The following is a 19117-nucleotide window of genomic DNA, read 5'->3' as shown; positions in this document are numbered from 1 at the left end:
TGTGGCGTGCCCGCCTTCGCCGATTTCTACCCCTTGGCTGCTGCCGGGCCAAATCCACAGCCCAGGTGCAGAAACGGACGCGCGATCACAGCTTTTCGATGTCGGACAGTGTCCAGGTCTTGTCGAACAGTGCGGGTTTCGGACCGTAGAGCCGGAACAGCACCTCGAACCGGCCGTCGGGTGAAGTCGGGATCCAGTTGGACTGCTTGCCTTCTGGAGCTGTCGGGCCGAAGTAGATGTCGACGGATCCGTCGGAGTTCGTCTCGAGGTCGGGCCGGTGCGACGATCGGCTGGCGTACGGCAGGTCACGGATCATCGCGTGGGTTGCCCGGTCGTACACCGTCGCCGACCAGTACAACGAGACGGGCGGGTCGGCAGGCACCCGCAGTCGATAGGTGGCGGCGCCGTCGAGGGACTCGCCGTCGCGGTCCACGATGGTCATCACGTAGAACTGGCCCTGCCCAAGGTGTTTGGCGCTGAAGTAGACGAACGAGTACAGCAGGCCACGATCGTCGACAGGGTAGCTGTCCGGGTTGGCAAAACCGTTCTGCATGCCTTGCACCACTTCGGGCGAGGCGGGTACGGCCCAGTGGGTCCCGTCGAAGTACGGCGAGGTGAAGAATTTCGGATAGGCGGCGTCGAGCCAGTCGTGCGCTTCGGTGGCAGCGTCGTCGAGCACCGATTTCAGTTCGGCATCGGGGTCGAAAGGCTTTCCCTGCTCGATGCCGATGGACTGCAGGATCGAGATCATCACGCGATCGCGCTGCAGCCAGGGCTCACGTTGGACGAACTGGTGCAGCAATTCGAAGAACCGGACATCGTAGGGAATCGTGCTGTCGTACAACGTGCCCGATGCGTCGACAAAGGCCGTCGGTGCCGGACCTGACAGCGGATAGACCTTGATGCGTTTGCCGTATTCGGCTGCCGTGGCAACATCGGCGTCGCCGCTCGATGCGATGTTGGACCGCAACGCCCCGAACCCGGCATACGTTGCCGACGGCATCGGGATGTAGCCGTCGGGAACCTCACCGTCGAACCCCGGCGGCAGGATCAGGTACTTACCGCCCGCGCCCTTGTCGACGCCGGCGGGTCCGACGTCTTCGAGCGCTTCCTGCCAGCTGTTGTCCACCGACCCGGTGATCGAACCACCCTGCGCGGGTGGGATTTCCAGCACGACCGGGCCGGCCTGGGTGTTGTAGAACGGGAAGAAATACAACGTGTCCGGGTTGGGCGTCAGGGTCTGGTTCTTCCAGTCCGGTAACTTCGACCAGAACACCACCTGGTTGTCGGTGGCACCGAGTCCCGCGGCCGCCTCACGCAACAGCTCGAAGTTCACGGCGGGCATACCCCAGATGACCGCCTGGATCGCACGGGAACGCATCAGAGGGTCCATGCCATGACGCTAGTACCTCAGCGCACGGTGTCGAAGAATGTCTTCACATCTTCCACGAACAGCTCCGGTTGCTCGAAGGCCGCGAAGTGTCCGCCGCGGGGCATCGTCGTGTAGTGCGTGACGTTGTAGCCGGTCTCGCACCAGCTGCGTGGGGCGCGCAGGATCTCCAGTGGGAACGACGCGATCCCGGTGGGCAGGCTGACGTATTCGCCACCGCCCCAAGTGCTGTGGCTCTCCCAGTACAGCCGGGCCGACGATGCGGCCGACGCGGTGAGCCAGTAGAGCATGACGTTGTCGAGTATCTCGTCGCGGTGCACCACGTTCTCGGGGTGTCCGTCGCAGTCCATCCAGGACCAGAATTTCTCCACGATCCAGGCCAGCTGACCGACGGGGGAGTCGACCAGGCCGTAACCGACGGTCTGTGGCCGGGTGGACTGCTGCTTCATGTAGCCCGAATCCCATTTGCGGTAGTAATCGATGCGGGCCAGGGCCTTCTGGAGGTCCTCGGTCATCTCGCCGATGCCCTCGGCGGGCGGCTGCGCGATCGGCATGTTCACGTGAATGCCCACGCACGAGCCGACGTTGCGGCCGATCTGCGTCGTCACCGCGGCGCCCCAGTCGCCGCCCTGTGCGCCGTAGCGGGCGTAGCCCAACCGCGTCATCAGGGTGTCCCAGGCCTGCGCGATCTTTGCGATGCCCCAGCCCGTCGCGCTCGGCTTGCCGGAGAACCCGTAGCCGGGCAGCGACGGACACACCACATCGAACCCGGCCTCGGTCAGCGGCTCGATCACCTTGTGGAACTCGACGATGGATCCGGGCCAACCGTGTGTGATCAGCAGTGGGAACGCGTCGTCACGTCCGGATCGCTGATGGATGAAATGGATGTCCAGCCCGTCGATCTCGGTGGTGAAGTGGTCGAACCGGTTGAGTGCGGCTTCGCGGGCGCGCCAGTCGTACTCGTTGGCCCAGTAGGCGGCCAGCTCCTTCGTGTAGGTGAGTGGGATGCCCTGGGTCCAGTCGTCGACGCACTCGGCCTCGGGCCATCGGGTGCGGTTCAGCCGCTGCTTGAGGTCGTCGAGATCGGAATCGGGGACGGCGATGCGGAACGGGCGGATTGACTGGCGGCTCGAGGTCATATGGAGATCCTCCCAGTGCGAGGTGGTATGCGGTGGCGAGCATTGCGCTGAAGATTACTGCCACCCGGTGACCGCAATCTTCAGCGCAAGTGTCTCTGACGTCCCACGGTCAAGGGATCTGTCGCAGCCGTCGGGCCTTGGACACCGCTTCGTGGCGGTTGCGGGCCCCGAGTTTGGCCGCCGCACTGCGCAGGTAACTCTTCACCGTTTCGGGCTTGAGTGAAAGCCGCTGGGCCGCTTCAGAATTGGTGCAACCCAGGGCGACCTGCGCCAGCACATCGACCTCGCGGACAGTCAACGGTGCGCTGGCCGGCGGGTCGCCGCGCAACGCCACCGCCAACCGGTCGGCAAGTTCGCGCAACGGCCCGGCCAGGTCCGGAGTGTCAGCGGCCAACCGGCGTAGGTCGGCGTGCACTTCACGGATCTGCTCGGTGTCGGCCGGTGCGTCGGTGAAGTTGGTCAGGGCGGACTCGCGCATCCGCATGCGGCGGTCCACCTCGTCGCGTACCCGTAGTTCGGCGCTCAACCGCTGCGCCGAGGCCACCATCGCGGCCGCGGTGCGATCGCCGATCGGCGCACTGGTGCGGTGGGCGCCGTACAGCACCGCCCGGGCGGTGCCGTCGACGACCACCGGCACCGCCAGGATCGAGCGGATTCCCTCGGACAGCACGGGCTCGTCGTAGTCATGGCTGATGGTCGAGGCGCGCCGGTAGTCGGGCACCGAGATGGGGCGCCGCGACACCACGCTGGCCCCGCCCAGTCCGGCGCGGGGCAGCACCGCGAGCCCGCGCATGGCGCCGGTGCGGGTGCCGAAGAACTCGCTCAGCAGCAGGGTGTCGTCGTGCACCTGCCCGCCGAAGGCCAGCGGAAGCCCGGTATCGGCGGCCATCCGGCGCAGCTCGGCGCGTACCGCGTCGGCGTCGCGCGGCCGCAACAACCAGGGGCGCATCGTAGGTACCCACTTTCGGGGGTAGCGGGCAGGCGAGTGTGACGTAGAGCATAGCTACATGGTGAACAGCAATACAGATCGCTACCGCGGTGCCCGTGACCAGCTGGTCGCCACCATCGCGGACTACGAAAAGGCTGTCGAGGAGTTCGCCTGGCCGCAGATCACCGGCACCTTCAACTGGGCTGTCGACTGGTTCGACGCCATCGCCAGGGATAACGACCGCCCTGCGCTGTGGATCGTCGAGGAGGACGGTTCCGAGCAGCAGGTCACGTTTGCCGAGATGGCGCAGCGGTCCGATCGCGTCGCGGCCTGGCTGCGGGGCCTGGGGGTGGGCAAGGGCGACCGGGTCCTGCTGATGCTCGGCAACCAGGTCGAGTTGTGGGAGGCCATGTTGGCCATCGCCAAGCTGGGTGCGGTGATCATGCCGACCACAGGCGCGCTGGGGCCCGCGGATCTGTCCGACCGCATCGCGCGCGGAGGTGCGCGGTTCGTCATCGCCAACTCCGCCGACGCGGTGAAGTTCGCCGAGGTGCCGGGTGACTACGTGCGCATCGCGGTCGGCGAGGTGCCCGCGGGTTGGCACCGCTACGCCGACGCACAGGACGCGGCGCCGCGGAGTTTCGAGGCGTGCACCACCGTCGATGACCCGATGCTCATCTACTTCACCTCCGGTACCACGAGCAAGCCCAAGCTGGTGGAGCATTCCCAGGTCAGCTACCCCGTCGGGCATCTGACCACGATGGCCTGGATCGGGCTCACCCCCGGCGACGTGCATCTGGCCATCAGTTCGCCCGGCTGGGCCAAGCATGCCTGGAGCTGTTTCTTCGCCCCGTGGATCGCGGAGGCGACGATCTTCGTCTACAACTACGCGCGCTTCGACGCCGCCGCGCTGCTGGCCCAGCTGCGGCGGGCCAAGGTCAACACGTTCTGTGCCCCACCGACGGTGTGGCGCATGCTGATCCAGGCCGACCTGGGTGAGCGGCCCGAGGGTCTGCGGGAGATCCTGGGCGCCGGTGAGCCGTTGAACCCCGATGTCATCGCGCAGGTGGAGAAGGCCTGGGGGTTGACGATCCGCGACGGGTTCGGCCAGACCGAGTCCTCCTTGCTGGTCGGCAATACCCCGGGGCAGCCGGTGAAGCCCGGCTCGATGGGACGGCCGATGCCGGGGGTTCCGGTGGCGCTGGTGGACCCGATCACCGGGGAGCTTGCCGACGAGGGCGAGATCTGCCTGGATCTGCGCAAGCGCCCGCGCAACCTGATGACCGGTTATCTCGGTGACCCGCAACGCAATGAGGCCGTGATGGCCGGTGGTTACTACCACACCGGCGACGTGGCCTCCCGCGACGAGGACGGCTACATCATCTACATCGGCCGCACCGACGATGTGTTCAAGTCCAGCGACTACAAGGTGTCGCCGTTCGAGTTGGAGAGCGTGTTGATCGAGCATCCCGCCGTGGTCGAGGCCGCGGTGGTGCCACAACCCGACGACACTCGGCTGGCGGTGCCCAAGGCGTACGTCGCGCTGGCCGATGGCTGGGAAGCCAACGCGGACACGGCAAAAGATGTCATGGCCTACGCCCGCGATCATCTCGCGCCGTATCTCAAGGTGCGCCGGGTCGAGTTCCTCGATCTGCCAAAGACCATCTCGGGCAAGATCCGCCGCGTCGAGTTGCGTAAGCGGGAGGACGCGGCTCATGAAGCGGGCGAACCGATTTCCACCGAATACCGATACGAGGATCTACTCGGATGAAGTCCTACGACGCCGGCCCCACCGATGTGCCCGTGCTCGAAGAGACGATCGGCGCGAACTTCGAGCGCATGGTGGCGACCGGGCCGGATGCCGACGCGCTGGTCGAGGTGGCGACCGGGCGACGCTGGACCTACGCCGAACTCAACGGCGAGGTCGACACGGTGGCCCGGGGACTCATGGCCCTGGGTGTGGGCAAGGGGGACCGTGTCGGTATCTGGGCGCCCAACTGCGCCGAGTGGGTGATCTTGCAGCTCGCGACAGCCAAGATCGGCGCGATCCTGGTCAACATCAACCCGGCCTACCGCACCCATGAACTGGCGTATGTGCTCAAGCAGTCCGGGATACGAACCCTGGTGTCGGCCACCGCGTTCAAGTCCTCGGACTATGTGACGATGGTCGCCGAGGTGACGGCGGACTGCCCGGCGCTCAAGGACATCATCTTCCTGGGCACCCTGGACTGGGACCAGCTGTGTACCGAGCAGGTCGGTGCAGACCAGTTGCGTGCCCGGACCGCCGAGTTGTCCAACACCGATCCGATCAACATCCAATACACCTCGGGGACAACCGGATTCCCCAAGGGGGCCACGCTCAGCCATCGCAATATCCTCAACAACGGATTCTTCGTCGGTGGGCTGATCGACTTCGACGTCTGCGACCGGGTGTGCGTCCCGGTGCCGTTCTACCACTGCTTCGGCATGGTGATGGGCAACCTCGGCGCCCTGACCCACGGTGCGGCGATCGTGATCCCCGCCCCGGGATTCGATCCCGGCCTCACCCTGGCCGCCGTCGAGGCAGAGCGGTGCACCGCGCTGTACGGGGTGCCGACGATGTTCATCGCGATGCTCGGTCATCCTGACTTCGCCGGGTTCGACCTGTCCTCGCTGCGCACCGGGATCATGGCCGGATCGGTGTGCCCGGTCGAGGTGATGAAACATGTGGTGGCCGAGATGCACATGGCCGAGGTGGCGATCTGTTACGGCATGACCGAGACGTCACCGGTCTCGTGCCAGACGTTGGTCGACGACGATCTGGAGCGTCGCACCGCCACCATCGGGCGGGCTCATCCGCACATCGAGGTCAAGATCGTGGACCCGGACACCGGCGAGACGGTCGAGCGTGGGCAGTCCGGCGAGTTCTGTACCCGCGGTTACTCGGTCATGCTGGGCTATTGGAACGACGACGCCAAGACTCGCGAGGCCGTCGATGCCGAAGGCTGGATGCACACCGGGGATCTGGCGGTGATGCGTGAGGACGGCTACTGCACAGTGGTCGGTCGGATCAAAGACTTGGTGATCCGCGGCGGGGAGAACGTGTACCCGCGGGAGGTCGAGGAGTTCCTCTACACCCACCCCGACATCGACGATGCGCAGGTGATCGGGGTTCCCGACGCCAAGTACGGGGAAGAGATCTGCGCCTGGATCCGGATGAAACCGGGCCGCACCCCGTTGGATGCCGCGGCGGTGCGGGCCTTCGCCACCGGAAAGCTGGCCCACTACAAGATTCCGCGTTATGTGCTTGTCGTGGACGAGTTCCCGATGACCGTCACCGGCAAGATCCGCAAGGTCGACATGCGGAGCGAAAGCGTCAAGCTGCTGGGGCTCGACCCCGGATAACTCAGCCCCAGCGTTTGATCACCTCGGCCACCGGCTGTTTGGTGGCCAGCGCGGCCATCATCAGCACCCGGGCCTGGCTCGGCCGCAGATGGGGAACCATCACCGCGCCGGCCTTGACCATGTCGTCACCGGGACCGTATTCGGCGATGACCTCACCGTCGGGGACACGACTGGATATTCCGAACGCCACGCCGGCAGGCGCGTGGCGGCGCACCGCGTCCACCACGCCGTCGCCGGCATTGCCGGATCCAAGTGCCTCGACGATGATTCCGCGTGCTCCGCCGGCCACGGCGGCATCGATGGGTCCGGCGCCGTCGCCGGGATAGGCCGCGACAACGTTGACCCGCGGTGCACCGGCCGCCGGCACGTCGCCGATGAAGGGGCGCTGGGCGGGGTGGTCCAGTTTGAAGGTGTTGTCGGCGACGGAACCGATCGGTGGCGTGCCGCCGAATGCGTGGAGATCCTGGGTGTTCACCTTGTGGGTGCCCAAGGCCTGGAAGACGTCGCCGGCGAACATGATCATCACGCCCTGGTCGCGCGCGGCAGGACTGGACGCCACGGTCAGCGCATCCCGCAGGTTGGTCGGCCCGTCGGCATCCGGGGCGTCGGAACTGCGCTGTGCCCCGGTCAGCACTATCGGAGCGGGCCCGTTGTAGGTGACGTCCAGCCACATCGCGGTGTCTTCCATGGTGTCGGTGCCGTGGGTGATGACCACTCCGGAGGCCCCGTCGGCCACCGCCTTCTTCGCGGCCGCTCCGATCACGTCCCAGTCGGCCGGCGTGAGCTGTGAACTGTCCTTCTTCATCACGTCCATCACCTGGACGTCGAGGCCCGCAGCCAGATCGGCGCCGCTGACCGTCGGGCGGCGGACACCGTTGGCGTCGGTGCTCGTCGCGATGGTCCCTCCGGTGGTGATCACCACTACTCGGCCCGCCGCCGCTTCGGCCTTGGCGCTGTCCGGGTTTGTCGTCGTGTCAGTCGAGTTCGTGTTGGTCGAACATGCGGCCACCAGCGTGATGGCGAAAAGGAATGTGCCGATCGCCAGTCTCGACCGGGCTGGGCGGGCTGCGAAGTTTGTCATCTGGCAGACGCTACGGCGACAGGGAACCACACACCTGGGTTTTGGCAGCGCATCCATGTTCCGGCAGCGCTGACATGCGATTGCTGCGACGATGGGGGTCATGTCGGCTGCTCAGGTCTGCAGTGTTGTCGGGCGGCGGACGTGTGCGCTTTTGGCCGTGAGTTCGGCAGGGCTGCACATGGCGATGCTCGGCGCGATCGCCAATCCGGCGGCAGCTGTGGTGCTCGCGGCGATGACCGTGGGGTGTCTGTACTGCGCCGGTCATCTGTGGCGGCGCGGCACCTCCGGTGTCTGGTGCGCCATCGCGCTGATGAGCCTGGCGATGATCGCTCTGCACACGCCGATGCCCATGGATCACCATGGCGTGATGGCGCCCGTCCAGACCTCGACGTTGATGACGACGGCGACGCTGTTGGCTCTGCTCGAGGTGATCATCGCCGCGGCGGTGCTGACCTACACCACCAGGCACCGCTCGGTGATCACTCCGTCGGTGGGATGAACTGGCTCAGGACCAGTCGCGCGCCTTGCGGGTCCTGGATCAGGGCGGTGTTGGCCCACTCGGTTTCTGAGCTGGAAACTACTGCCGCACCGAGCTTTTCGGACAGTGCCGCAGACGTGTCCCGGTTCGCCACGGCGAACACCACCTCCCAGTGCTCCGGCTGCTGGTCGTCGGGCAGCTGCCCGGTCCAGCCGACCGCGTCGGAGAATCCGGACGGGGTACCAGCAGCGGCGTGACGCTCCTTGATGCCGGGGTCGACGGTGGCGCCAAGGTGGTCGGCGTATCCCGGACGGCGGATCATGGTGGCGAAGCCGGCATTGTCGAACTCCCAGCCGAGAAGTGGCCCGTAGAAGGTCGCTGCGGCCTGCGGATCGGTGGTCTGCAGGTTACTGAAATTCCAGGTGCCGGGAACGTTGACCAGCTGGGCACCGAGGCGTCGCCGCGGTTGCCACAGCTTGAAGTGCGCGCCGCGCGGATCGACACAACCGGCCTGCCGCCCACCGGGTCCCGCGTCGATGGGACCGCTCGTCACGGTCCCGCCGGCGGCCGTCACCGCGGTGGCCGTGGCGTCGGCGTCGGCCACCGCGATGTAGGTGTTCCAGGTGATCTCGTCGCCGGTCTGCGCGGAGGCGATCGCCGCGACATCGTGACCGTCGAGTGTGGCGATCAGATAGGACTGCTCGGCGTCCTCGGGCAGGACGTTCTCGAACGTCCAGCCGAAGAGTCGACCGTAGAAGTCTTGAGCGGCGGCTACATCCTGCTGGTCGGTGTCCACCCAGCAGGGGACGCCGGGTGGGTAGATCCTTGGCCCGGTCATCGGACCATCGTCCCTCAGATGTTCAGAACCATTGACCGAACCTGCGGATATAGATGGTCTTGACGGTCTGGGCGAGGACGCAGTAGGACGCCAGCGTCGCTACCAGCCATCCGAAGTACTGCCACGGCAGCGGCTGTAATCCGATCGCCGCTCCCAGAGGTGAGAACGGGATGAGGATCCCGAGCACGCAGACCGCCCCCGTCGCCAGCAGCACCGGCAACGCCGCGGTGCTCTGGATGAACGGAATCTTCCGGGTTCGCAGCATGTGGACGACCAGTGTCTGCGAGAGCAGGCTTTCGATGAACCAACCCGATTGGAACAGCGATTGCATCTCGGGTGAGTTGGCGGCGAAGACGTACCACATCACCGCGAAGGTGGTGATGTCGAAAATCGAGGACGTCGGACCCATCCAGATCATGAAACGGCCGATATTCCTGGCATCCCACTTGCGTGGCTTGAGCAGAAACTCCTTGTCCATGCGGTCCCACGGCAGGGCCAGTTGGGAAATGTCGTACAGCAGGTTCTGGATCAGCAGGTGGATCGCCAGCATGGGTAGGAACGGGATGAAGGCGCTCGCCACCAGTACTGAAAGCACGTTGCCGAAGTTCGAACTTGCGGTCATGTTCAGGTATTTGATGATGTTGCCGAATGTTTCGCGGCCCTTGACCACGCCCTCTTCGAGCACCATGAGGCTCTTTTCGAGGAGGATGATGTCCGCCGATTCCTTGGCGATATCGGTGCCACTGTCGACCGAGATACCCACATCCGCATCGCGCAGTGCGGGTGCGTCGTTGATGCCGTCGCCGAGGAAACCGACCGTGTGCCCGTTGGCCTGCAGGGCCCGCAGTACCCGCGACTTCTGCAGCGGCGTCAGCTTCGCGAAAACGGTTGCCGTGTCGACGACTCGCCGGAGCCCGTCGTCGTCGAGGCTGTCGATCTGAGACCCGAGAACCGGCTGTCCGGGATCGAGTCCCACCTCATGACAGATCTTGGCGCTGACGACCTCGTTGTCGCCGGTGAGGACCTTCACGGTGACGCCGTGTTCGGCGAGTGCCGCGATGGCCGGGGCGGCCGTCTCTTTCGGTGGATCGAGGAATGTGAGAAAGCCGTGGACGACGAGATCTTGCTCATCCTCGATGCGGTAGCGGTGGGTGCGCTGAACACGGGGGATCTCACGGGTGGCCACCAAAAGCACCCGGAACCCGTCGCAGCCGTAGGCGCGGGCTGTTTCGGCCAGCGCCTCGCGGTCGGCCTCGTCGAGTGGCCGGCAGGCCGTGCCGTCGGACACCTGCGTCGACACCTCGAGCATTTCCTCCACGGCTCCCTTACAGACCAGCAAGTGATTCCGCTCGACATCCTGGACGACAACGGACAGCCGGCGTCGTTCGAAGTCGAACGGAAGCTCGTCGACCTTGCGGTAGGCCGAGGCAGCAAGGAGCGCTTCGGGTGTCCCGTCGGCGAAGTGCAGGACGGCACGGTCCATCAGATTCCTGACGCCACTCTGGTGAAAGCTGTTGAGCCAGGCCAGGGCGAGCACGTTGTCGTCCCGGTCGCCGCGGATGTCCGCGTGATGCTCGAGGATGATGCGGTCCTGGGTGAGCGTGCCGGTCTTGTCGGTGCACAACACGTCCATCGCGCCGAAGTTCTGGATGGCGTTGAGCCGCTTGACAACCACCTTGCGACGTGACAACGCGACCGCACCTTTGGCCAGGTTGGACGACACGATCATCGGCAGCATTTCGGGGGTGAGCCCTACCGCGACGGCAAGCGCGAACAGGAACGCCTCGGGCCAGTCGCCCTTGGTGAAACCGTTGATGAACAACACGATCGGCACCATCACCGACATGAACCGGATCAGCAGCCAGCTGACGCTGTTGACCCCGCGGTCGAAGGCCGTCTCTGCGCGGGAGCCGACGATCGCCTTGGCCAGCGAGCCGAAATAGGTGTGTACACCGGTTGAAACGACGATCGCGGTGGCTGTCCCGCTCACCACGTTGGTACCCATGAAACAGATGCCGGGCAGGTGGAGCGGGCCGGCCTCGTCGTCGGCAACGCCGGTCATGGATTTCTGGCCCGCTGCGCCGAGCGTGTCGTACTTCTCCACCGGCAGGGCCTCGCCGGTCAGTGCCGCCTGGCTGACGAACAGATCGCGTGAATCGAGCAGGCGGATGTCGGCGGGAATCATGTCGCCGGCGGACAGTTGCACGATGTCACCGGTGACAACCTGCGCCATCGGGATCTCCATGAGTTCGGGTGTGGCACCCGGGGCGGCCCGGCGACGGACTGTCGCGGTGGTCCGCACCATGGCCTTGAGCGTCTCGGCCGCCTTGCCCGAGCGGTATTCCTGCCAGAACCGCAGCAGGGCGCTGAACGCGACCATGGTCACGATGATCAGCACGCCGGCGTAATCCGCCTGTTGCCCGTCGCGTATCGGAAGGTAGACGTCGGTGACCGAGCTGATGGCGGCCAGCACCAGGAGTACCGCGATGAACGGATTCTTGAAGGCGTCCAGGAACTGGAGGATCGCGGGCGGCGCCTTGTCGTGGGCGACCTCGTTGGGGCCGTCTTGAATGAGGCGTTCGGCGGCATCCGCGATGGTCAGGCCGTCGAGGTTCTTGGTGGGTGTCACGGCGGTTTGTTCGACAGCGCTGTTCATCTGGTTGTTCCTGTCGGTCGTCAGCGCGCAACACAAGTCACACCGAATCGGCTGTGGCAAGCCGAGATTCGGTGTGACCCGAGTGTGGTGCGCAGAATGGGAGGTCAGTTCACGTCGGTGGTGACGTGAAAGATGTTCGAATTGACGGAATCTGGATGAGGTGGCTACGGGGCGGTGTGCGAGCCGCCACCCAGGGACGCGGTCAAGACCGCCACCGGGGTGTTGTTCATCCGCAGGTTGTGCCGCTCCTGCGGCGTCAGCGACGCGCGGGTGTGGATCCACCCGATCGGCCGCGTTACCACGCTGTGGGCACGACGAAGAAAGGTATTGCGCTGCATCGGATCATCTCCAGTTGAATCGGAGCTCTCCGCGTCGACAGCGTGCGGCAGTGCGCCACCACGGGCGTGTGGGGTGGCGGACCTAGGCGGTCATCGACAGCGGAAAGGTGCTTGTGGACAGACGTTTTCGAATCGGACTGGGATACGGATCGTCGTTCGATGCCATGTCGTGGTCACCTCCTTGCTGTCGGGCGCACGCAACGCCGTTTCATTGACGCAATCGTCAGATGCAAACGCGCTGAAGAGGAAGTTGGGCACATAGCCAAACGCGCTGGTTGGCGCGAGCACTCCCTCATCAGAGCTTTGGCACTACACGACGTGTCCCACCAGGATGGGAAGCCACTTGGAGTCATCCCTTGGGCCGGGAAGACCTGTCCTGATCCTGGGCGTCTCTCGACGTCGTCGGATCAGTGGCCTGTGTTCGTGTAGGAGCCTCACCTAACGAAGCGCGGGTTTCATTAGAAACCCTACACCGCGAAATTGTCAACACGGTTCACTGTCGGATCTGTGACTCCAAAACGGTTGTGTCAGTTCGGCAATGCCGCCGCGAGCCTTGGGCGTGACCGCCGTCACCAGAAGCCTCCAAGCGTCCCCGCACGCTTCACCCAGGAATCGACAGGCCGCCGCGGGTTTCCGGTTGCCTGTGCGCACCCGCCGGATGTGTTGTGATGTGCCTATGCCTGAGCAAAGTCTCGAGCCTGACACCGGTGAGGACGAGCAAAAGCCACCGGCAATCACCGCGCGCGCGATCGCCATGCACGGCCCATGGGGCCCGGTGTACGGGCCCGTCGACCTCGACATCGAGGAAGGGGGCGTCACGGTGCTGGTCGCGCCGGCGGGTACCGGTCGCACCGCACTGCTGATGACCCTGGCCGGGCGGATGAAAACCGCGCGCGGTCAGCTGACCGTGTTCGGTCGCACCCGCGCCACCGATATCTTCCGTTCCGCGGCTCTGGCCGGGATCGATGAACTCGACACGGTGTCCGAGTCCGTGACCGTGCGCGACCTGGTGACCGAACAACGCCGCTGGGACGCGCCCTGGTACACCCTGGTGGGCCGGGCTGACGAAGACGCACTGGCCGTCATGTGCGCGCCGGTCTTCGGTGAGTTGCCGTTGCCCTCGCTGACGGCGTACTTCGACGGGCTCACCGAGCTCGATCAGATCCTGTTGCGCATCGCGCTGGCCAACACCTCGGCCCCGCCGCTGCTGGTGGTCGGCAACCTGGACCACCTGACCGACGACCGCAACCGCGACATCGTGCTGGGCCGTCTGATCGCGCTGGGGGAGAAGCAGACCGTGATCACCGCGACCGTCAACGGGGTGCCCGGCCATCTGGCCGCGGCCGTGCGCGCTCAACTGACAGTGCCCAACACGACGCTGGCCGAGCCGGCCAGTTCGCAGAAAGGTGGCGAGTAACCGTGCTAGCCGGAATGTCGTTGGGTACTGACCTCAAACGTTTCTCGCGTGGCACGATGCCGCGGATCGCGCTCGTGACGGTCATCTTGCTGCCGCTGTTGTACGGCGCGATGTACCTGTGGGCGTTCTGGAATCCGTTCGGTGAGGTGGACAAAGTTCCGGTGGCGCTGGTCAACGAGGACCAGGGCACCGTGGCGGAGGGCCAGCAGATCAAGGCCGGGGACGAGGTGGCCGACGCGCTGGTGGATTCGGGTCAGCTTCAGCTGCACCGGGTTTCGGCTGCCGAAGCCGCCGAGGGCGTCTCCAGCGGCAAGTACTACTTCTCGATCACGCTGCCGCAGGATTTCAGCACCAGCATCTCGTCACCGTCGGGTGGTTCCCCGCACCAGGCCAACGTGCGCTTCACCTTCAACGACGCCAACAACTACCTGGGGTCGATCATCGGCCAGAACGCGGCGCGTGAGGTGATCAATCAGATCAACGCGAAGATCGGTGAACGCACGCTCGGCACCGTGCTGACCGGGTTGACCGATGCCGGCACCGGGTTGGTCAAGGCGGCCGACGGCGCGCAGCAGTTGGCCACCGGGAGCACGGCCGCCAATGACGGCGCACACCGGTTGTCGGCCGGGGCCGACGCCCTCACCACCGGGCTGGTCACCGCCCGCGACGGGTCTGCTCAGTTGGCCGCTGGTACCAGGCAACTGTCGACTGCGGTCGATACCGCCACCGATCCGCTGCTGGCGGTGCTGGACCGGGTCAGCGGACTCGGTCTGGATCCCAACGAGGTCGGCATGGCCGCGCAGCGGTTGTCGGGTGCGGTGCGCTCGACCACTGACCGGATCGCGGCGCTGAACATCGACCAGGCCCAGGCCGCGGCCATCGTCGACCAGGCGGTCGGCATGCTGCGCAACAGCCCCGACCCCACGGTGCGCGACACCGGGGAGTTCCTGGCCGGCGCCCAGCGCCTGCTGGTCTCCCGCGGTCTCGACCCCACCACCGACGAGGGTCTGATCCGGTTGCGTGACAATGCCACCCAGCTGGAGAACGAACTCGGTGATCCGAACAGCAAGCTGCGGGTGTTCATCAACAAGGCGCTCACCGGCGGATTACGCTCCGACGTCGTCAAACTGCGTGACGGCGCGCACCAGCTGAACAGCGGGGCCAAGCAGCTCAACACCGGTCTGGTGCAGCTGGCCAACGGTGGTCGCCAATTATCCAGTGGTGCAGGCGAACTCGCCGCCGGTACGGAAAAACTCCAGGCCGGCAATCAGCAGCTGGCCACCGCGCTCAAGGAGGGCTCGACGCAGGTCCCGTCCTGGACCCCGAAGCAGCGCACCGAGGTGGCGCGGACCCTGGCCGCCCCTGTGGCATTGGACATCCAGACCCACAATCCGGCCGCCACGTTCGGCACCGGTTTCGCGCCGTTCTTCCTGCCGCTGGCCTTGTTCATCGGCGCGCTCATCATCTGGATGTTGTTGAAGCCGTTGCAGTCCCGCCCGGTGGTCAACGGGTTGGGTGCGCTGCGCGTGGTGCTGGCGTCCTACTGGCCCGCCCTGCTGATCGTGTTCTGCCAGGTCGTGGTCATGTACGTGGTGGTGCATTTCGGGGTCGGCCTGCAGGCGAAATACCCGCTGGCCACCGTGGCATTCCTGTTGTTGGTCGCGGGCACGTTCCTGGCCCTGATCCAGGCATTCAACGCCCTGTTCGGGGTGTCGGTGGGCCGGGTCGTGACGCTGGCCTTCCTGATGCTGCAACTGGTCTCGGCCGGCGGCATCTATCCGGTGGAGACCACCGCCAAGCCGTTCCAGATACTGCACCCGGTCGATCCGATGACATACGCGGTCAACGGTCTTCGCCAATTGATCGTGGGCGGGATCGATTCGCGGTTGTGGATCGCGATCGCGGTGCTGGTCGGTGTGCTGGCGGCCTCGCTGGCCGGCAGTTCGTGGGCCGCGCGGCGAGACCGGCAGTACACGATGGACCGGCTGAACCCGCCGATCGAAGTCTGACGAGCGATTTGGGTGCGTCCGGTAACGGTCAGCGTTACCAAACGCACCGAAATCGCCGGGAGTCAGAGCCCGATGCGCCGGTAGCGGTCCAGCCGGGTCTGCAGCCGCTGCTCGCCGGGCACCACACGAAGCGAAGACAGCTCGCCGGCGATCGCGGCGGACAACCGCTCGGTGAACGCCCGTGGTTCGTCGGCGGCATCGGGATGTTCGGGCACGATCACGTCGGCGATGCCGTTGCGTAACAGGTCGACAGAGCGAACCCCTTGGGCGGCAGCCAGTTCCGGGGCATGCGCGGTGTCGCGGTAGACGATGGCGCTGGCTCCCTCGGGCGGCAGTGGGGCCAGCCAGCCGTTCGCGGCGGCCAGCACCCGGTCGGCGGGCACCATCGCCAGGGCGGGCCCGCCACTGCCCTGACCCATCAGCACCGACACCGTGGGAGTGTCCAGCGTGACCAGTTCGGCCAGACAGCGGGCGATCTCACCGGCCAGCCCGCCCTGCTCGGCCTCGATCGACAGGGCCGGGCCGGGGGTGTCGATGACGAGGACCAGCGGCAGCTGCAGTCCGGCCGCCAAGGCCATGCCGCGCCGGGCCTCGCGCAACGCGGCGGGCCCGACGAGTCCGCCCTCGCTGCGGCGTTGACCCAGGACCACCGCGGGTTGTCCGCCGAAGCGGGCCAGGGCCAGCAGCATCGTCGCGGCCTCGCCCCGCTCGGTGCCCGACAGCAGCACCCGGTCGGTGGCGCCGTGGCGCAGCAGATAACCGACCCCGGGCCGGTCCGGCCGCCGCGAGGCCTTGACCGATTCCCAGGCCGGCACGTCGGGCAGCGGTTCAGGGGGCGCGGCGGCCGGGGGCGGGACAGGAGAGTCCAAGACCACCCGCAGGGTGCGGTCGAGGGTGTCGCGCAGCAGTGCGAGCGGCACCACCCCGTCGATGACGCCGTGGGCATGCAGGTTCTCGGCGGTCTGCACCCCGGGCGGGAACGGCTCGCCGTACAGGTGCTCGTACACCCGGGGGCCGAGGAAGCCGATCAGTGCGCCCGGTTCGGCGGCAGTGACGTGCCCCAGCGACCCCCAGGAGGCGAACACGCCGCCGGTGGTGGGGTGACGGAGGTACACCAGGTAGGGCAGGTGGGCCTGCTTGTGCAGTTCGACGGCCGCGGCGATCTTGACCATCTGCAGGAACGCCACGGTTCCTTCCTGCATGCGGGTGCCACCCGAGCTCGGTGAGGCCAGCAACGGCAGACCTTCGGCTGTCGCGCGTGTCACTGCGGCGGTGATCCGCTCGGCGGCGGCCACCCCGATCGAGCCGGCCAGGAAGTCGAACTCGCAGACCACCACCGCCACGCGGCGGCCGAAGATGGTGCCCTCCCCGGTTAGCACGGACTCGTCGAGCCCGGTCTTCGAGGACGCTTCGGCCAGTTCGCGCTGGTAGTCCTCGGAACGGGCGACCTCCAGAGGCGGGGAATCCCAGCTGATGAACGAACCCTCATCGAGCACTGCATCACGAAGCGCACGGGCGCCGATCCGACTCACGGCATTGAGCGTAGTTAGGCTGGCGGCATGATTGGTGTCACCAGAGACGGCAATGTCCTGACCCTGGAATTGCAACGCGAAGAGCGGCGCAACGCGCTGAACTGCGAGCTTGTCGACAGCCTGCGGGAAGCGGTGGAGAGCGCCGTGACCGAGGATGTCCGGGCCATCGTGCTGACCGGCGCTGGTCCGGTGTTCAGCTCCGGGGCTGACCTCACCGATGCCGCCGGTATGGCCGAGAAGCTTCCCGACAAGGCCAAGGCACTGAACCTGGCGATCGACGCGACCCCGGTTCCGGTCATCGGCGCGATCAACGGCCCGGCGATCGGTGCGGGTGTGATCCTGTCGATGATCTGCGATCTTCGGGTCGTTGCCCCGAACGCCTACTTCCAGTTCCCGGTGGCGCGATACGGCCTGGCCTTGGACAACTGGAGCATCAGGCGGCTGACCTCGTTGGTCGGCTACGGCCGCGCACGGGGCATGCTGCTCGGTGCCGAGAAGCTGTCCGCCGAAACCGCGCTGCAGACCGGAATGGCCAACCGCATCGGTTCCCTGGCCGACGCCCAGAAGTGGGCCGCAGAGCTGGCCGGATTCGCACCGCTGGCGTTGCAGCACGCGAAACGCGTTCTCAACGACGACGGTGCCTACGAGGAGTCCTGGCCGGTCCACCAGGAGCTGTTCGACAAGGCGTGGGCGTCCAAGGACGTCATCGAGGCGCAGGTGGCGCGGATCGAGAAGCGGCCGCCCAATTTCATCGGGGCCTGACATGCTGCGCGCTGCACTGCGGTTGGGCGCCCGGACGGCGTCACTGCTGGCCGGTGGGTGGTTGGTGCGTGCGCTGAACGGAACCTATGCCTCGGTGGGGGCCTTGCCTCGCGATATCCGCCCGGCGGCGCAGCGGTCCACCCAGTACGCCGACGGTGTGTTCGTCAATATCGAGCCGGCCTCGCCCGGCGTCAGCATGAGCGGCGAAGAGTGGCGCATGCTGATCTCGGAGATGATGAGCTCGCGCTCGGACAGCCGGCCGGCTGGACCGATCCCGCTGGCCGAACCGGTCGACGGGGACGCCGCGGTGTGTGCGGTGTCCTGGTACGGGCATTCCACTGCGCTGATCGAGATCGACGGTTTCCGCGTGCTGACCGATCCGGTCTGGAGCAGTCGGTGTTCGCCGTCGCGGGTGGTGGGCCCCCAGCGGCTGCACGAACCACCGCTGCCGCTGGAGGCGCTGCCTGCCGTCGACGCCGTGCTGATCAGCCACGATCACTACGACCATCTCGACATCGACACCATCCTGGGATTGGCCCGCACGCAACGCGCGCCGTTCGTGGTGCCGCTGGGCATCGGGGCGCATCTGCGCAAGTGGCGGATCCCTGAAGACCGGATCATCGAGTTGGACTGGAACGAGAGTCACCGGATCGGCGAGCTGACCCTGGTGTGCACGCCGGCCCGGCATTTCTCGGGGCGGCTGTTCCAGCGCAACACCACGCTCTGGGCCTCGTGGGCGGTCATCGGGCCGCAACATCGGGCGTTCTTCGGCGGGGATACCGGTTACACCAAGAGTTTTTCCGAAATCGGTTCGGAACACGGACCTTTCGATCTGACTCTGCTGCCGGTCGGGGCGTATCACCCGAGCTGGCCCGACATCCACATGAACCCCGAGGAGGCGGTGCGCGCACATCTGGACGTCACCGATTCGGGCTTGCTGGTGCCGGTCCACTGGGCGACGTTCCGGTTGGCCCCGCACCCCTGGGCCGATCCGGTGCGGCGGTTGCTGACGGCGGCGGACCCGGCCGGTGTGCAGATCGCGGTGCCTCGTCCCGGGCAACGAGTTGATGCCGATTCCGCGGCGCTCGATCCGTGGTGGGAGTTCTGAGGGCCCTCGGGTGGCAAACTGACGTCTGATCATCACGACTCCGACGGGACGAGGACT

15 protein-coding genes and 1 riboswitch are annotated in these 19117 nt (G+C 66.2%); of the genes, 7 read left to right on the top strand and 8 right to left on the bottom strand.

Going from position 1 to position 19117, the window contains the following annotated elements; all coding sequences use genetic code 11:
• Positions 1-85: 85 nt before the first annotated feature.
• The 3 genes from ACZY08_RS23275 to ACZY08_RS23265 all read right to left on the bottom strand — a co-directional run bounded on the left by ACZY08_RS23275 (position 86) and on the right by ACZY08_RS23265 (position 3478).
• Positions 86-1393, bottom strand: coding sequence for a DUF1254 domain-containing protein (locus ACZY08_RS23275; RefSeq protein ID WP_463747166.1), 1308 nt, complete (start codon positions 1391-1393; stop codon positions 86-88).
• A gap of 17 nt (positions 1394-1410) precedes the next feature.
• On the bottom strand, positions 1411-2529 hold the full coding sequence (locus ACZY08_RS23270) for an epoxide hydrolase family protein (protein WP_463747167.1): 1119 nt from the start codon (positions 2527-2529) through the stop codon (positions 1411-1413).
• A 109-nt stretch (positions 2530-2638) separates the two neighbouring features.
• Positions 2639-3478, bottom strand: coding sequence for a LuxR C-terminal-related transcriptional regulator (locus ACZY08_RS23265; RefSeq protein ID WP_463747168.1), 840 nt, complete (start codon positions 3476-3478; stop codon positions 2639-2641).
• Between the two features lie 61 nt (positions 3479-3539).
• Here ACZY08_RS23265 and ACZY08_RS23260 point away from each other — a divergent pair, with 61 nt between their 5' ends.
• Positions 3540-5228: an AMP-binding protein gene (locus tag ACZY08_RS23260; RefSeq protein ID WP_463747242.1), complete on the top strand. Its 1689-nt coding sequence runs from the start codon at positions 3540-3542 to the stop codon at positions 5226-5228.
• Positions 5225-6841, top strand: a complete 1617-nt coding sequence (locus ACZY08_RS23255) for an AMP-binding protein (protein WP_463747169.1) — start codon at positions 5225-5227, stop codon at positions 6839-6841. The genes ACZY08_RS23260 and ACZY08_RS23255 overlap by 4 nt, the downstream gene beginning before the upstream one ends.
• A gap of 1 nt (position 6842) precedes the next feature.
• Here the strand turns inward: ACZY08_RS23255 and ACZY08_RS23250 are convergent, their stop codons facing one another.
• Positions 6843-7922 carry an asparaginase gene (locus ACZY08_RS23250; protein WP_463747170.1) on the bottom strand — a complete coding sequence of 360 codons (1080 nt, stop codon included), beginning with the start codon at positions 7920-7922 and terminating at the stop codon, positions 6843-6845.
• Positions 7923-8079: 157 nt separating this feature from the next.
• Between ACZY08_RS23250 and ACZY08_RS23245 the strand changes: the two genes are divergently transcribed.
• Positions 8080-8421, top strand: coding sequence for a hypothetical protein (locus tag ACZY08_RS23245; protein WP_463747171.1), 342 nt, complete (start codon positions 8080-8082; stop codon positions 8419-8421).
• Here the strand turns inward: ACZY08_RS23245 and ACZY08_RS23240 are convergent.
• The 3 genes from ACZY08_RS23240 to ACZY08_RS23230 form a co-directional block, all read right to left on the bottom strand.
• The gene (locus tag ACZY08_RS23240; protein ID WP_463747172.1) at positions 8402-9238 is read right to left on the bottom strand and encodes a VOC family protein; all 837 of its coding nucleotides are present in this window, start codon (positions 9236-9238) and stop codon (positions 8402-8404) included. The two genes, ACZY08_RS23245 and ACZY08_RS23240, sit on opposite strands and share 20 nt — an antisense overlap.
• A 22-nt stretch (positions 9239-9260) precedes the next feature.
• Positions 9261-11894 carry a magnesium-translocating P-type ATPase gene (mgtA, locus tag ACZY08_RS23235; RefSeq protein ID WP_463747173.1) on the bottom strand — a complete coding sequence of 878 codons (2634 nt, stop codon included), beginning with the start codon at positions 11892-11894 and terminating at the stop codon, positions 9261-9263.
• 164 nt (positions 11895-12058) lie between these two features.
• On the bottom strand, positions 12059-12232 hold the full coding sequence (locus ACZY08_RS23230) for a hypothetical protein (protein ID WP_463747174.1): 174 nt from the start codon (positions 12230-12232) through the stop codon (positions 12059-12061).
• A gap of 281 nt (positions 12233-12513) precedes the next feature.
• Positions 12514-12685: riboswitch (M-box (ykoK) riboswitch) on the bottom strand.
• Positions 12686-12908: 223 nt separating this feature from the next.
• On the opposite strand from ACZY08_RS23230, the gene ACZY08_RS23225 reads away from it, so the two are divergent.
• Together ACZY08_RS23225 and ACZY08_RS23220 are read left to right on the top strand one after the other, a co-directional pair.
• Positions 12909-13649 (top strand): ATP-binding cassette domain-containing protein, encoded by a 741-nt coding sequence (locus ACZY08_RS23225; RefSeq protein WP_463747175.1) that lies wholly within the window; start codon positions 12909-12911, stop codon positions 13647-13649.
• Positions 13650-13663: 14 nt separating this feature from the next.
• A complete protein-coding gene (locus ACZY08_RS23220; protein WP_463747243.1) occupies positions 13664-15658 on the top strand; it encodes a YhgE/Pip family protein in 1995 nt (664 codons plus the stop codon).
• Between the two features lie 62 nt (positions 15659-15720).
• Here ACZY08_RS23220 and ACZY08_RS23215 read toward each other — a convergent pair whose 3' ends face one another.
• Positions 15721-17190: a carboxyl transferase domain-containing protein gene (locus tag ACZY08_RS23215; RefSeq protein ID WP_463747176.1), complete on the bottom strand. Its 1470-nt coding sequence runs from the start codon at positions 17188-17190 to the stop codon at positions 15721-15723.
• Positions 17191-17217: 27 nt separating this feature from the next.
• Here ACZY08_RS23215 and ACZY08_RS23210 point away from each other — a divergent pair, with 27 nt between their 5' ends.
• Positions 17218-17952 (top strand): enoyl-CoA hydratase, encoded by a 735-nt coding sequence (locus ACZY08_RS23210; RefSeq protein WP_463747177.1) that lies wholly within the window; start codon positions 17218-17220, stop codon positions 17950-17952.
• Position 17953: 1 nt separating this feature from the next.
• A complete protein-coding gene (locus ACZY08_RS23205; protein ID WP_463747178.1) occupies positions 17954-19060 on the top strand; it encodes an MBL fold metallo-hydrolase in 1107 nt (368 codons plus the stop codon).
• Positions 19061-19117: the final 57 nt, after the last annotated feature.

This window comes from Mycobacterium sp. IDUB_9, from assembly GCF_055419505.1.
The sequence above is the reverse complement of the archived record's forward strand: the minus strand, read 5'-3'. Positions and strand labels throughout refer to the sequence as shown.